Origin of the sequence: Devosia sp. XGJD_8 (assembly GCF_046614475.1) — a bacterium.
Taxonomy (GTDB): Bacteria; Pseudomonadota; Alphaproteobacteria; order Rhizobiales; family Devosiaceae; genus Devosia.
In genome coordinates this window covers 450,521-466,072 of the sequence record NZ_JBKJHF010000001.1, presented here as the reverse complement: position 1 = coordinate 466,072, position 15,552 = coordinate 450,521, and the positions used below count along the sequence as shown (strand labels likewise).

Annotated in this window: 4 protein-coding genes; 2 read left to right on the top strand and 2 right to left on the bottom strand. The window is 61.3% G+C overall.

Features of this window, described 5'->3' with window-relative positions:
- Nucleotides 1-116 precede the first annotated feature (116 nt).
- Nucleotides 117-629 (top strand): L,D-transpeptidase, encoded by a 513-nt coding sequence (locus ACLI1C_RS02175; RefSeq protein ID WP_411395213.1) that lies wholly within the window; start codon nt 117-119, stop codon nt 627-629.
- A gap of 515 nt (nt 630-1,144) precedes the next feature.
- Here the strand turns inward: ACLI1C_RS02175 and ACLI1C_RS02170 are convergent.
- Entirely contained in the window at nt 1,145-1,702 is a 558-nt protein-coding gene (locus tag ACLI1C_RS02170) for a diguanylate cyclase domain-containing protein (RefSeq protein ID WP_411395212.1), read from the bottom strand.
- Between the two features lie 295 nt (nt 1,703-1,997).
- Between ACLI1C_RS02170 and ACLI1C_RS02165 the strand changes: the two genes are divergently transcribed.
- The gene (locus tag ACLI1C_RS02165; protein ID WP_411395211.1) at nt 1,998-2,780 is read left to right on the top strand and encodes a transglutaminase-like cysteine peptidase; all 783 of its coding nucleotides are present in this window, start codon (nt 1,998-2,000) and stop codon (nt 2,778-2,780) included.
- A 66-nt stretch (nt 2,781-2,846) separates the two neighbouring features.
- On the opposite strand, the gene ACLI1C_RS02160 is transcribed toward ACLI1C_RS02165, so the two are convergent.
- A complete protein-coding gene (locus ACLI1C_RS02160; protein WP_411395210.1) occupies nt 2,847-15,497 on the bottom strand; it encodes a DUF5801 repeats-in-toxin domain-containing protein in 12,651 nt (4,216 codons plus the stop codon).
- Nucleotides 15,498-15,552: the final 55 nt, after the last annotated feature.

Genomic DNA, 15,552 nt, shown 5'->3' with positions numbered 1-15,552 from the left:
TTTTCGTGATATGCCGGGGTGGACTTCTCTACATAGAATTCAGCATAGGCGTGGCCGGGTTAAATTCAATCCGTATTCCAGCAATTTTGGTCGGTTCTCGATCACGTTTTAGGACAATGGCCATAACCAGGCGCCTGCTCACCTGTCTGATACTCCTCGCTACGCTCTGGACCGCTGCGCCGGCGCGGGCAGAGGCAACCCTGGTTGCCGTCGCCCCCGACATGGCGGCAGGGACCATCGTCGTGCGAACCGCCGAGCGCGCGCTCTACCTGGTGCTGCCGGATGGGCAGGCCCTGCGCTACAGCGTGGGCGTCGGTCGGCCCGACCGGCAATGGATCGGCACCACGGCGATCACCGGCAAGTATGTAAAACCCAACTGGGCGCCGCCCGCGGCGATCCGGAACGACTCGCCCGATCTTCCGGCGGTGATCCCGGGTGGCTCGCCGGCCAATCCCATGGGGGCCGCGGCCCTGACGCTGTCGGGCGGCGACTATGCCATCCACGGCACCAACCGGCCGGACTCGATCGGCGGCTTCGTCTCCTATGGCTGCATCAGGATGAGCAATGCCGATATTGTCGATCTGTTCGATCGCGTGGATCTGGGCACGCCGGTCATCGTCACCCGATGAGCGCGCCGTAAGGCAGCGCCGGGGAAACGTGTCGCGCCCGGTGGCTACATGGCCCGCGGTCCGGGCCGATGGCAGGGCCGACCCGACGGGGGAATGACCGATAACGGCTGGGCTATGAGATGCGCTGCAAGTGGGCACGGCCAGTCTGCCGGCCATGATTTGTCGCCGGATCGCATCCCGCTTGTGGGATGGTGCCATTTGGCGGTAGGGCCGCACCGCGTCTGCCGTCGCAGCCGGGTATCGAGCAGGGCGGTGACGGTGTGCGCGCTCAAGGTGGCCGGATTTGCCTGACCCTATCTTCAGGGTCTGGCCGCCCCGTGGAACGGCACCGTGAATCATCGGGGATGCCCTGTCGCCGACGACCGCGACAGCAATTGAAAGAACCTGGAGCCGGGCCGAACTTCTATCCCTGTCGTCTTGAGCCCCGGCCCCAGGACTAAGAGAAAGACGGCCGATGGCAGCTTGGCGCCAGCGGCCGCAACCGGAGCGCGAGCAACCAGGGACCGCGCCCTACGCTATTGGATTATCGTCGGTTTGCCCGACTGCCGCGCCTGATCGAGATGGGCGGTGGCCGCGGCCACGACGTCGCGGCGGGCGCGGCCGTCAAAACTGACGCCGCCAATGCTCATCTCGAGCTCGGCAATGCCGTCGGCAGTCATGAAGATGGTGTCGTCCACCGATTCGAGAATGCGGCTGCTGATCGCTTCGCCTAGGTGCAGCGGCGCGCCGCGGAGCAAGACGGCGAACCGATAGCCACTGACATGGGCCAGCAGATCGTCGCCGCGAATGGCCTGGCGGATGGCCTGCGCCAGCCAGGGCAGATTCTCGTCCCGCGCGCTCGCGGTCGCGTCCACCTGGCCGGTCCTGGTGCTGAGGTCGATGAGCAACAACACACCGGGCGCCTGCGCCTGTTCGACATCGAGCATGGTCATGAACCGGTCCCAGCGCAACGCACCGGTGAGCGGATCGAGGTCTCGTTGCCCGACATCGAAGGCGGCGGGCGCCACGTCGTTGCGCCGGTCGACCTTGTTGTCGCCTTTGCCCACCAGCCAGCCAAACCAGGATCTGATCATCTACACGCGCCCTCATCGACATCCGAGTACCACCCTGCATCAGGAGGTCTCAACCGTCGCTGACGGGAATGCCGACAATTTTAGTTTTCACGCCGAGCATCCTACCCGCTTCGGGTGAATACCTAAAGTTTTATCGATTTAAGTAACTTCAAATATACTTTGTCGTTTTCCACAATATTATTTCTCCATCGTTAGTCTCCTACCAGTACATCAGGAGGCTAGCTTGCTTCTCAATTTTGCATTTGCCGCAATTCTGTCTTTCAGCCCGACCGACACCTTGCCTCCGAAGCCGGGTATGAGCCCAAGCACCAGCAGCCATTATGCACGGTCGGAGACGCCGGTGCTGATCGCGCCGGGGGCAAGCGCCACCGTGGCTGCCGCTACTGTTCCGGCAATCACCCCTTCGCCCCGCGCCCCGATCAAGTCCCCCTTCACCGGGCTGGGCGTGTTTGGTTCGGTCGCTATTTCGGCGGCGCGCCTGCCAGCCGCCAGCCTGTGGCAGCGGGCCCGGGGAGATGACTACACCGCCCTGTTCGGCGCCGATTGCGCGGCGAGCGGCCTTAGCGGCTGCGGCAGCCGCTTTGCCACCATGTTGCGCGCTGTCTCCGCACGGGTCGCCGGACTCTCCGAGAGAGCCATGCTCGACCAGGTCAACCGAGCCGTCAATTCGGCCATGACCTACCGGTCGGACCGCGCAATCTGGGGCGTCGGCGATCGCTGGGCGACGCCCGTCGAAATGGCCCGCAAGGGCGCGGGCGATTGCGAAGACTTTGCCATTGCCAAATATTGGCTGCTGCGCAGCCTGGGGGTGGCTGACGAAAAACTACAGATGGTGGTGCTCCAGGACACGCGCCGCCAGCTGTTCCACGCCGTGCTGGTTGTCCACACAGCCTCGGGCGCCTATGTGCTTGACAATGTCACCAACCGACTGCAGCTCGACACCGCCTACGCCCAATACCAGCCCATCATGAGCTTTGCCGGCGGCAAGAACTACATCCACGGCTTTGCTGCAGGCAGCACGGCCGTTGCGGCCATGCCACGGGATTTGTCGGCGGTGGCGCCGGGTTTGGGGATGTAGACCGAAAACGTCTTCAAGAACAAAGGCCCGCTCGGATGAGCGGGCATTTCGATTTGTTGAGCAACGTCAGATAATCGGCTGTGGTGGATCATCATCGTTAAACGTCACCAGGATCTGAGTGCCGTTGTCGACGTGAATAGACGCGACATCCCTGAAGCTGTTGGCGCCGCCATCAGTGTCAACCTGCAGCGTGTAGTTCCCGCCGCCGTGGTCGAAAATGTTAACGTGGCCGTCAGTAAGGTTTGTGCCGCCCGCCAGGTGTCCGAGCAATTCACTCAGGTCGATGACATCGCCCTCGTTCTGATCGTAGTCGGCGATGATATCCTTGATGCCGCCCGTACCGGAATCCGCACCGATGACGAACCTGTCGGCGTTACTGCCGCCAGTCATCGTATCCGAGCCCAGGCCGCCGACGAGGATATCGTCGCCATCGCCACCGGTCAGGATGTCGTTGCCCGAGCTGCCGATCAGGTAGTCGTCGCCGGCGAGGCCGTTGAGGGTCTGACCCGCCGAACTCGCTGCAACTGTTAACACGGTGGGTGAGGGCTGGATCGTGCCGTTCTGTGCCCCGCTAGAAACGTCGCCATCCGCATCCACTTGCCAGACGATGAAGGTGGAAGTTCCAGTCGAGGTTGCCATAATGGACAGTTCGGCATTCGACGTGACGGTGAAGGTGTTGGAGTTATTGTTGTAGCTGGCGTCGAAATGGGCAGCGTTTAGCTTATTGACCAGATCGGCGGCAGCACTATCAAACCTCGCGTTGCTATTTCCGGAATTGCCAGGAACGCCAACATAGGACGTGCCCCCGATGTTGAACGTGATGTTTTCGTTGGCATCGGTGAAGTTGTTGATGCTGTTTTCGAAGTCGACCGTATAGGTCCATGACGTCGCGTTCACGATCGCGGCAGAGATTGCGAAGGACACCCCGGGATTGCCAGAAAGGGTGACGGCGTTGCTTACATTAAGATCGCTCGCCCAAGTGACACCCTTAGGCATGAGCGCCGAGCCCACAAGCGCCTTAAGGGCGTCGTAGACATTCTCCCCGCTTCTGGCGTTGGACTGGACGGTATGCGTGTAGATCACACCGTCCACGGTCAGTGACACCTTATCTCCCGCATCATATTGCGAAGCAAAGGTAAGCGTCGTGGACTGGGGCGAGGCACTAGCAGCCGCGGCCACTATGATGTCGTTGCCCGAGGTACCGTCGATGGGCCCCACCGTATCCAGTGTGAAGGCAACGTTGCTGTTCCCCTGAAGGCTGCCATCGGAGACCACAACATTGAGCGTGCCGCCAGCGGTACCGTTGTCGTCAATAGTGACCGTCGTGCCCGCATGGCTAGCCGAGCTCAGGCTGCTCGAGATAACGCTGGCACTCGATACGGTGAGCGTGCCCCCGTCCGGATCAGTTGCGTAGTGCAGGAAGGCAGCGTCGGGCACACCGAAGGCATTTGGGGTATTTGAGACCACCGTCAACCCACCCTGCAGTCTTGGTGCCTCGTTCACATTGGTGACGGTGACTGCAATGGTCTGTGTGTCCAGGCCACCCTTGCCGTCGGAAGCCTGCACCACAACGTCATAAACATTGTTGCCACCAGCGTCGGTCGGGTTCTCGTGGTCCGGCGCGGAGACAAAGCGCAGCGCTCCGGTCGACGTGTTGATGGAGAATTTCGCCTGGTCGGCTCCGCCAATGATCGAATAAGTGCGCGTATCGTTGTCCGCATCGGTGGCGTGTACCGTGGTAACGGCCGTTGCACCTTCCGCGACGTTGATTAACGCCGCATCACCGCCACCATTGGAGGTGATCACCGGGACTGCATTCGGCGGCAGTTCGACGTTGATCGTTAGCATCCCACCGGCTTCGTCACCATCGTTGTCGACCAGCACATAGTCGAACGCCAGCACGCCAGCGCTATTGTCTGGAGCGTAGTAGTCCCAGTCACCAGCGGCGTTGAGGCCGTTCTGGACGAAGTTGAAGATTAGCTTGCCGCCAAGATCATCCATGATGACGATCTGGGGGCCATCTTCCGCGATTGTGTAGGTTTCCCCCTTATAGCTGAAGGACGCGATGTGACCGCCGTCAGCACCGAACTTGTCGCCGCTGTCGAGGATGTTGCCGCTCGGGTTGCCCGGGAGCGAGCCGGTGAGGGTCGCCGCCAGCTGAGATGCGTTGGTTACGGCGATGGCCTGGTCGGCATCGCGCGGGGCCATCGGATCGATGTAGTTAGTATTGACGATGCCGCCAAAACCTACGGCATAGACGTGGTCGATCTGGTTCCCGTTATACGTTCCGTTGAGGAAGCTCAGCCAGTTGTTCTGCTCGGTGCCTGCGTCAAGCGAGGATCCGCCCTGCGGGTCGCCATCAGTCAGGAAGTAGAGGTTGGTCTGGTCTGCGTCGCCAAGAGTTGCGCCGATGTTCGCCGTAAAGTGGGTGCGGATAAAGGCAGCGGTCGTATCGTACTCGGTGGCGGCAACAAGGTTGCCGGAGTTGTAGCTGTTGACTTCAGAGATGGCGCCTGCCGCATTCATCGTGAAGCGGCCCTCGAAGGTCGCTCCATCGTTGAAACTGTAGATCACGATCTCATTGTAGATGACATCGGAGGAACCGAGCAGGTTCTCCACTGCATCCTGCAGCAACTGAAGGCGCGTCTGCCCTCCCCCGACGCTGCCGTTCATGCTCAGAGACAGGTCAACCACGAGGATGGCGTTCACAATCGGCTTGACGCCGGCGATGGCGGTTGCCTCTGCACCGTCGCTCAGAGGAACATCATCCACAACACTCAGGCTCACATAACCGGTTGCCTGGGTGGTGCCATCCGACGCCACGACCTGAACGGCATTAAGGTTGAGCAGCGTCTGAAGATCGTCGCCGAAGGTATTGTCGAAAGCGCCTGAAAGGGTCGCAGTAACAGTAATGTTTCCACTGACCCCCGCGGCAATGGGGCCGCCGGACAGAGTCAGCGTGATGACCTTGACACCATCGACGAAGCCCTCAAGCAACCCGGTACCCGCGCCCTGCCAGGTGATCTGGCCAGCCGCGGAACTGGTATCGCCGTCGATCCCAAGTCCGCTCGTGTCGAAGCTGAAATCGGTTAGCTCCTCCGTACCAGCCTCAAAAGTCAGTGCCACCGACTTGACCAAAGCGCTTGCCATTGGAGAAGTGCCGGCCGGCAGATCGTCCTCATCGAAAGCAAGGCTGTCGCTGTCGCCACCTGTCGGTGGGGTGTAACGGTTCAGAACCTCGAAGGAGAGCGACGCCGTATCGGTGTCGCCGTCGCTGTCGGTAACGGTGAAGGTCAGCGAGTCGGTAGCCGAACCGGAGGCAACATTGTCCTTGGCGTTAAAGCTGTAGGCGCCGTCTGCCTGGACTTTGAGCGTACCGTGGGCGGTTTCGATCGACTGGGACCAGCCGCCGGCACCAAAGACGAGCTCGGTGTTATTGATATGCGTCACAGTGGCCCCGTCGGCACCGCCAACGAATCCGAGCATCCCTGTCTCGAAGTCCAGCTCATCGAGAATAACGAGCGGCTCGTCGCTCGCGGTCGGCACATCGTCGTTGAAGGTGACCGTCAAGGTGCCATTGGTGGTCGAGTCGTCCGCATCGGTGATGGAATAGATGAGGCCGACACTGTTGTCGTTCTCGCCATTGTCGCCTCCGGTATGCAGGACATTGCCCTTGAGCTCGACCGTATACGCCCCCGTCGCCGGGTCGGTCACGGTGACGGTGAACACAACGCCGCGCGTCCCCGTTGCCGTCAGGACGTTAGAATCCCAAGTTAAAGTCACCTGCTCCAGGCCAATGGTGGCCGGGGTGTTGTGGAGCCCAGCAAAGCTGAACACTCCAGGTGCGTCGCCGCCCACACTGCCGCCGAGCGTACCCGAGAAGCTGGCATCAGCCACGACCGGTGCGGGGTTGGCACCGTCGAGGCCGTCGTCATCAACCTGAGCCGTATGTGAGCCAGTAGCGGGAACATTGGCGTCTTTCACGTCAAAGGCGAAATTGGCGGTTGACGTATCGCCGTCGGTGTCAGTCACCGTGAAGGTGCCATCGACGTCTATGGAAGCCCCCGAGGTCGGGTTATCGGCCTTGAACTCATAAGTCCCGTTCGCCTTCACGCGCAGTTCGCCGGCACCGATATCAACCCAGCCGGACCAGTTGTCTGGCTGATCGAAAGCAACCTCGGCGCCATTGACGTGCGTCAGCGTGGCGCCGTCGGCGCCCTGAACAAAATCGAAGGCCCCTGTAACAGTCGCCCCTTCATTGACATTCTGCGCGGCTTCGTTGCTGGCCACCGGCACATCATCGACCACGCGCACCGAGAGCGTATCAATCGCTATGTCGCCGTCTGCATCTTCGACTCGAACGGTGAAGTCCTCGAACAGGGTGTTCTGACCGTCTCCATCCGGATGATTTTCATCGCCCAGCAAGTGGTAACTGTAGCTCACAACGCCAGTCGCCGGGTCGTAGTCGGTGATCGAAAGAGTGTTGCCAAGCGGTGTAGCGATCGATGTGGCAGTGAATACGCCGGCAGCAATGACGGTGTGTGACCCGATCTTGAGCGCCTCAACCCCGTCTGCCGATGTGATCGTGAAACTGCCACTCGCCGAAACCGGACCTTCCCCGATCGTGCCCACAGCCGATCCACCCGAAAGACCATCCTCCTCAACAGAGAGGTCGCCGCCGTGTGCCTTGGGCGACAGGCCGGTGATCTTTGGAGCCGAGTCTTGAATATGGATCGTGAACGCCGCGGCGGCCGCATCGCCGTCACCATCAGCAATGGTCACACCGAAGTTGAGGTCTACATCAATGGTGGTGTTGACCCGAGCGACAGAAGCCAGCGCTACCTTTCCGCCGCCGCCACCCACGCTTTGGCCGGTGATTTCGATGTAGTCGATGAATTTGCCGACTGGCGCGGAAAAGGTGTGGGACATTGGACTTACCAGCGATCCAGCGCCCGAATTGGTGCCGTCCGTGAAGTAGACAACAAAGCCCAGGCTGTCGCCGGAGAAACTCTGGAAGGTAAGGCTGGCCTCGGAAACGGCAGGGCCATCGAATGCACTCACCGAATAGGGCCCAGCTCCGTCGAAATCATTGGCATCGCCGAAGTCGAAGCGGAGCATCTCACCCGACCCGAGATTGGCGTTGGTCACGCCCCAGCCGTTGGCCGAACCGTTGACCGTCCGCAGGTCGCCGCCGGCGCTCCAACCAGACACGATGGCCAATGGCTCGCCGGTTCCCGACCCGCCAGAGGTCAGAATGTAGGCCATGTCTGGGCCGGCTCCGAACGAGGTCGAACCACCGATGGTGACGGTCTCGGTGTCCCCATCCAACGGGCGGAAGGCCTCATGGACGTACTTGCCGTTGGCGGTGTCCAGGGTGATGGTGAAAACAGGATTCGACTGATCGCCTGTGTGAGCAATCAGAACATTTCCGACAGTAGTATACTGAACGTCGGCACCTCCGGAGGTGAGGTCATCGGGCAGTTCAGTAAAGCTTATCGTCCCGATGCCGTCTGCGCCCGACTGGAACTCAAAGGTCCCTTCGACGGCGCCGGCTCCATTGGCCGCACGGATGTCGGTTACCCCGCCGAAGTCCGGTGTGTCGTCGTCTACGTCGAAATTGAGCGTCCCGGTAGCCGTATCGTCGTCGCCATCGGTGATGGTGTAGCCCAGGTTGAGGACAAGATTGTCCTCGAACTCGGTCTCGGCGCCATCGTTGAGGAGGTCGGGATCGGTGAAGGGATGAGCGAGCGGGGCGTGCATGGTGAGCACGTATTCGCCCGCGGCGTTGAGCGTGGCGGTGAACACGGCACGGGTCGCCAAGCCGAAGGTCATCGTACCGGTCAAGGTGCCGCCCGCGCCGGACGGAGTCCAGGCGATGGCAACATCGACGATGTGGCCGATGCCATCGTCGTCGACGAAAATAGCCTTGATCGGGCCGGTCTCGCCCTTGGCGTTGGTCACCGAGGCATTGGCGCCGAAGGCAATGGACTTGAGCCCATCGGAGCCGGCATCGAAGTTGATCGTGCCCGCGGCAATCTTGCCGTCGGTGTCGTCACCCGGGCCTCCGGCAAGGCCACTGGCCTGGCTGTCGTCATCGAGGCCGTTGAGCACGGTGTTCATGCCGACATTGTCGATCAGCGCGCCGTATTCGTCCTGGGTGCCGGTGCCCTGGAACTTGAGCACAGCATCGTCCATGGGTGCCGTCACCGTGATGGTGATGGTGTGCCACTGGTTGACGGCGTAGACGCTGTCGTCGGAGTCAAAGACCTTCTCGCCACCGAAGTAGACTTCGAGGCCGGCCGTGTTGCTGCCATTGGCGCGCGGCGCATACTGGAAGGACAGCTGATAGGGCTGGCCGGCTTCGGTGCCATTGATGGCCTGCTCGATCGCGGCCTCGGTCCCGAAGGCATGAGAACCAGCGCTGCCGGTATTGCCGTTCGACTGCGTGTCGCTGTCCAGCTCGACAACGGAGGTGGTGTTGCCACCAACACCACCGGCACCGCCGGTCTGAACTTCGAACGGTACGTTGCCGGCCTTGTTCCAGCCAGTGATGCTGTTGAAGATATCCCAATTGTTGTTGGACAGGCCGTGGCCGGATTCGAAGCCGCCATTGGCAACCAGATCGGCACCAAGGGTTGTCGCCGTCACGCCGGAAACGGCCGGACCGTCATCCTCAAAGGAGATCAGCTTGCCCAGATCGATACTGTCGCTTTCCTTATCGCCGTCGCCGTCAGTCACCGTGACCTTGAGCGAGAGCTTGCCGGCAAGGTTTTCAATGCCGGTAGCGTAGTTGCCATCATTGCCATCGTTGGACTCGTCGTGGTCGGACGGATCGTCATGGCGGATGGCGCGGAACTGGTTGACGGTGACAGACCCGTCTGCCGCAACCGCAATGGTGAAGACGGTGTGATCGCCCGATGCGGACTTGCCGTAGATGACCCCGCCAACATTGCTCAGCATGATGTGGCTGTTGGTTGCGGTGTCATAGAGACCCGAGCCGGAGGCATTGACGACCAGGGCATAGACCTTGGAGCCGAGTCCGTCCGTACCGGCATCGACCGTTTCGGAGAAGAGGCTGGCAGCGGAGATGCTGGCAAAACCGATCGCGCCGGGAGCGGCAGACGGATTGGTTTCGTCATTGTTCTGGGCCGCGCCCATTTCGTCCTGCACCGAGCCGGTCGTGCCGACCGACTCGTCAAGAACCAGGGCGGCACCCTGCTTGGCCGACAGATCGACCGTCGGACCATCGTCCTCGAATTTGATGCGGTCACCGATGTCGATGCTGTCGCTGTCGCTGTCGCCATCATGGTCGGTCACGGTGACCTTAAGGCTCACCAGACCGCCAGGCAGCGATTCCGGCGAGGTCGACTCGTCATGGTCACTGGCATTGTCATGCTCGAGAGCACGGTACTGGAAGACGCGAACGTCGCCGTCGTCGGCATCCACCGCGATGGAGAATACCGGCACATGGGCGCCGCCGCCATCGACGAAGTAACCGACCACCGCCGAGCCCACCAGCTTGAGCAGGATCGTGCTGTTGGTCTGGGCATCGGTGAGGCCGGTGGCGCCAGCCGACAGGTTCAGCGCGAAGGCGACGGTGCCGGGCTTGTCTGCACCGACTTCATTGTCCAGCGTGAACAGGCTGCCATTGCCGGCCTTGACGTAACCGATCAGCTGTTGGCCGGAATAGGGATCGCGGGTGCGATCGGATGCCGACGCGTGCAGTTCGTCATTTTCATTGCCAGAACCGCCAAGGGACTCGTCGAGCACCAGCTTGCCGCTCCACTTGAGGTCAATGTCGGCTTCCGGGCTATCGTCGTCGACATTGATCTTGAACGAACCAAGGGCGCTGTCGCCGTCTCCATCGGTGACCTTGTAGCCGAGGTTAAACTCGATGTTGTTCTCGTCATTGCCGGCAGGATGGTCGATGGCTGCCAGTTGAGTGACCTTGTAGGCACCGGTGGCAGAATTGGTGATCTCGATCTTGAGGACATTGGAGCCGTCCTGCTTGATCCAGAGAGTTTTTCCGTCCTGAGACAGGCTGTGGGTGAAGCCGCTCGGCAGGCCGGTGGGAGCCACCAGCAGCACCGAACCGGCACCATCGGCGCCATAGGTATGCGCCAGCACGCCCGTCGTGTTGTTCGGGGCGGCATCATCGCCCGGGCCGCCTTCAATGCCGCCAGGAAGGTCGTCGTCCTCCAGCGAAATCAGGGCATTGACGCCGACGGCTGGGCCATCATCCTCAAACTGGATGACGGCAGAAATGTCGACCGTCTCGGTGTCCTTGTCGCCGTCGCCATCGGTCACGGTGACCTTGGCAAAGATCCTGTTGGCAGCCAGCGCGAGCGTGTCGTCGTCGTTGGCCGTGTTCGGATGATCCAGCGAAACATACTGAACCATGGCAAGCTTGCCGGTGGCCGGATCGATGGCAATGGCGAAGGCAGCATATTCGTTGTCGCTGCCATCGGGTGTGCCGTCACCCCCGACTTCATAGCGGCCGACAATCAGACTGCCTTCCTTGAACAGGTGAATGTCACGGCCATCGGTGGTGTAGAGGCCGGAATGGACATTGTCGCCATTCAGCGCGAGCTCATAGCGGACGCTGTTGTTGGCAGCCGGACCATCGGCACCAAAATCGGTCGTGATCGACAGCACGGCATTGTCGCTGATGGCGTAGCCGATGGGGCCGAAGTTGGGCGCGATATCGGCATCGTCACCCTTGCGTACGATCGGCGCAAAGACATTGGCGACGGTGGTGCCGGCGAAGGCGGAGGTCGACGATACATCATCATCGGGCACATCGATGCCCGGCGTTTCGTCGTGGATCAGGGTCGTGCCCTGGCGAACGCCGGCCTGGACTGTCGGACCGTCGTCCTGAAACTTGATGCTGCCGCCGATATTGACCCAATCGGTCGCCACATCGCCGTCAAAATCGGTGATGGTGACAACTGCCTTGATCGAGTTGCCGATCAGCGCGACAGCCTCATCGTGATCGCCGGTAACGTTGTGCTTGATCGAGATGTATTGGACGATCGACAGCGTGCCGTCGGCACCCATATGGATCGCAAAGGCTGCCGGTTCGGACGCGTGACCCAGACCGTTATTGTTGAGATCGACACGCCCCACCACCAGGCCGTTCTCAACGCTGAGCAGAATCCGAGCACCCTCGGTCGTGCGCAAGCCCGAGTCGACCTTGCCGCTTTCGCCATTTAGGGCGAGCGACCAGGCCACCCTGGCGTTGTCGTCAGCCCCCGCGGTGATGCTGGCAGTGACCACGCCGCTCTCTGTCGCATATTGGGGACCCTGATCCATGTGCGGATCCGTCCCCTTGTTCCCGACCGACTGGAACAGGTTGCGAACGGCATTGTTGGTGGTGTCATCAGAATCCGGCTGCGGATAGCGCGACTCATCGACCGAAAGGGTTCTATTGCCGATGCCGGCATCGACTTCCGGCACATCATCCTTGATCTTGATCTTGAAGACATCGGCGAGGACGACGCTGTCGCCGTCATGGTCGGTCGCCTTGATCACCGCACCGAAGTCGATGGACGTCACATCGCCATAGACATCGTCCTGCAGGTCGAAATTCTCGCCATTGGCCCAGTCGTGGTCGAGCTGGTCGATCAGCTCGAAGGCGTAGCTGCCATCGGCGTTGATCGTCAGCTTGAAGACGGGTCGGTCCTCGCTCTCGTCAAAAGACTGGCCGATGCCGGTCTTGTTGACAAAGCCCCACAGCACATTGCCCTGCAGGTCGTAGCTCAGTTCGCGCCCCTGCGACTGCAGGCCGAGCTGGCTCAGTGTCGCACGCGTCTGCGTTTCGCCAATGAAGCTGAAGGTCAGGGCGTCATCGGCACCCGACTTGACCAGGTGCCCCAGCGAGCCGGTCACCTTGGCAGCGCCACCGAAGACGGTTGTGTAGGAGTCATTGCCGTCAACGCCATCGGGATAGGGGTCGGGGCGCGTCCCCGAAGACCAGCCCGTCTGGATTTCCTGTTCATCGACGATCTGGGTCTCGGAACGGCCTCGCACCAGCTCGGGCACATCATCCTTGATCTTGATCTTGAAGACATCGGCGAGGACGACGCTGTCGCCGTCATGATCGGTCGCCTTGATCACCGCACCGAAGTCGATGGACGTCACATCGCCATAGACATCGTCCTGCAGGTCGAAATTCTCGCCATTGGCCCAGTCGTGGTCGAGCTGGTCGATCAGCTCGAAGGCGTAGCTGCCATCGGCGTTGATCGTCAGCTTGAAGACGGGGCGGTCCTCGCTCTCGTCAAAAGACTGGCCGATGCCGGTCTTGTTGACAAAGCCCCACAGCACATTGCCCTGCAGGTCGTAGCTCAGTTCGCGCCCCTGCGACTGCAGGCCGAGCTGGCTCAGTGTCGCACGCGTCTGCGTTTCGCCAATGAAGCTGAAGGTCAGGGCGTCATCGGCACCCGACTTGACCAGGTGCCCCAGCGAGCCGGTCACCTTGGCAGCGCCACCGAAGACGGTTGTGTAGGAGTCATTGCCGTCAACGCCATCGGGATAGGGGTCGGGGCGCGTCCCCGAAGACCAGCCCGTCTGGATTTCCTGTTCATCGACGATCTGGGTCTCGGAACGGCCTCGCACCAGCTCGGGCACGTCGTCGCGGACCGATATCTTGAAAGCGCTGGCCAGGATGACGCTGTCGCCATCATGGTCGGTCGCCTTGATCACCGCGCCGAAGTCGATGAAGAAGATGTCCTGACCCGGCACTTCCAGGGCATAGTTTTCGCCGTTGCCGTTGTCGTGATCGAGCTGGTCGATGAGCTCGAACCTATAGGTGCCATTCGCCTCGATGGTCAGCTTGAAGACCGGTCGATCCTCTTCATTGAATTCAATGCCGATGCCGTAGGCATTGACAAAGCCCACCAGCGCGCCGTCCTGATCAATATCAAAGCTGAGCTCGCGGCCCTGCGAATGCAGGTGCAGAGCGCCCAATTGCGCACGAAGGGCGGCCTCATCGATGAAGGAGAATGTCAGCGTCTCGTCGGCGCCGGACTTGACGAGGCCCGCCAGCGAACCGGACACGGTTGCGCCGCCACCATTCTCGTCTCCTGGACTGCCGGTATAGGAGTGATCCCAGTTGCCGTCCTCGGGGCTGGTGCCCGTGGACAGCTTGGTGTCAATATCGTCTTCGTTGACTGCAACCCATTGCTTGGCGCCCTCGACCAGAATGGGCATATCGTCGTCAACGACCACCGAGAAGGCGCCATCGACAGTGTCGCCATCCGCATCCCGGGCAGTGAAGTTGAAGTTCAGGACAATATCATCCTCGCTGCCGCTCTGGGCATGGTCGAGATTGTCGTACAGCTTGACGGCGAACTGGCCGCTGCCATCATCGGAGAGGCTGATCTCGATAACCACGCGCACCGCTTCACCCTGGCCTGCGGTACCGGTCAGAACGGTACCGTCGGCGTTGAGCGTGAAGACGATCTCGTCGCCGCCCGAGGTCAGCGCCTCACCTTTGTGACCGGCGACGCCGACAGCATTATTGGTGAAGAACACCGCGCGGCCACCTGCCAGGACATCGTCCTGGTCATAAACACCGTCGATAAAGGTATCGGAGCCCTTGTCGCCAGTGTCGGCCCCCCAGCTGATGCCAAGCGAACCGGTGGCGCTCGTCGCCTGACCGGGATTGTCGCCGAGCGAATCGTCGTTGCCAATCCCGGCGCTCAGACTATCCTCGTCGAGGCCTACCAATGACTGCCCGGAACCGATGATCGGGCTATCATCCTCGATGCCGATCGTCAGGGTCGCGGTTGCCGTGCCGCCGCGCCCGTCATTGGCGGTGACGGTCAGACCCATAGCGATGACGTCCTCGCCCGACAGCGGGTGGTCTACGGGCTGCATCAGGCGCACGAACACTATGCCCGTCGGGCCGCCGACGGTGATGTCGAGCACGGTCAGGCCCCCGGCCTTGCCGATCAGGTGATCGGTACCCACACCGTCCCAAACGACCGGAATACCATTCGAGGTGAGGGCGATATTGGGAAGACCCAGGGTGAAGGTCAGCGGGTCGCCATCCGGATCGGACGCCGCGAGGTTGATGAGGAAATAGGCCAGGTCCGTGGTGTCAAAACCCGCTGGACTGCCGTCCGCAAGGCCAAAGGTCAGCCCTTCCTCGGACAGGTTCAGCGTATAATTGCCAAAGGCGAATGCCGGCCGGATATTGGTCGGGTATAGTTCCTCGAAATTGCGCTCACCAAACGACAAAGCCGTCGGCGGCAGCAGATCGCCTATATCGAAGGCATCACCGATGCCGCCAACTGGGACTTCGAAATTGCCGCCCGAGCTTTGGGCGCCACCCGCGCCGCCGGGGCCCGCGGCCGCCTCGATGCCGTTGGCCTCGAACAGAGCCGCCACGGTCTGCGGCGGGATTTCGATGTCGCCGATGAAGATGGTGAGACCCTGGATGGCACCACCTGGAACGACGATGACCGAGCCGTCCGCCTGCACGAATTCGAGGTCGGCCCCGTTGACGCGGGGCTGGTCGACGCTGGCCGTGGCCGGCAGGCGCAGAAACTCGCCATCCTCGATCTCGATAACCACCGGCGCCTGATCGGGTTGAGTTGGATCGATGGAACCGGGCTGGACTGGCGGGGCATCGGCCTGCGCCACCAGGATCGGATCGACCCCCAGCTCGGGACCGGTGGATGCAGTGCCTTCTCCAGCCCGGATGCTCTCGACCATGTTCAATCCCCTCAGACGCAATTGCGGTTAACTAGGGGTTAAACATAGCTGTTGG